Source organism: Pseudoalteromonas rubra, from assembly GCF_005887115.1.
GTDB classification, from domain to species: Bacteria; Pseudomonadota; Gammaproteobacteria; order Enterobacterales; family Alteromonadaceae; genus Pseudoalteromonas; species Pseudoalteromonas rubra_F.
Genome location: NZ_PNCJ01000221.1, coordinates 1 through 330 on the forward strand (window position 1 = coordinate 1; position 330 = coordinate 330).

1 protein-coding gene is annotated in these 330 nt (G+C 40.6%); it reads right to left on the reverse strand.

Features of this window, described 5'->3' with window-relative positions; genetic code table 11:
• Positions 1-330: hypothetical protein (locus CWB98_RS24165; RefSeq protein ID WP_212751174.1), on the reverse strand; the 330-nt coding region annotated here is incomplete at both ends.

Sequence of the window (330 nt, forward strand, 5' to 3'; positions counted from 1 at the left end):
TTGAAGCTTGCCACAAAATGTTTGCTATAATCACTAAGTATTAATCTACCACTTATAGCTGCTCTTTCTTTTAGTAATACATCCCAGTGCTCGGTACCATTCCAGAAAATTTTTTTGATCTCAGCTAAGGCCTCTGTGCTCGACTTTGATAATGTTGTAGACAAACGTGTAATAGCATCATCCATACCCGCGATATCTTTATGCAATTCTGCAAATAAACCCTTTTTTCGGGCCCAATCGGCCGGGCGATACATGGTGGCATCAATAGTAAGTTGAGAAAAAGCAGACAATCCTATTTTTCGCTCAACTGCCGGACCTACTACGAAAGGA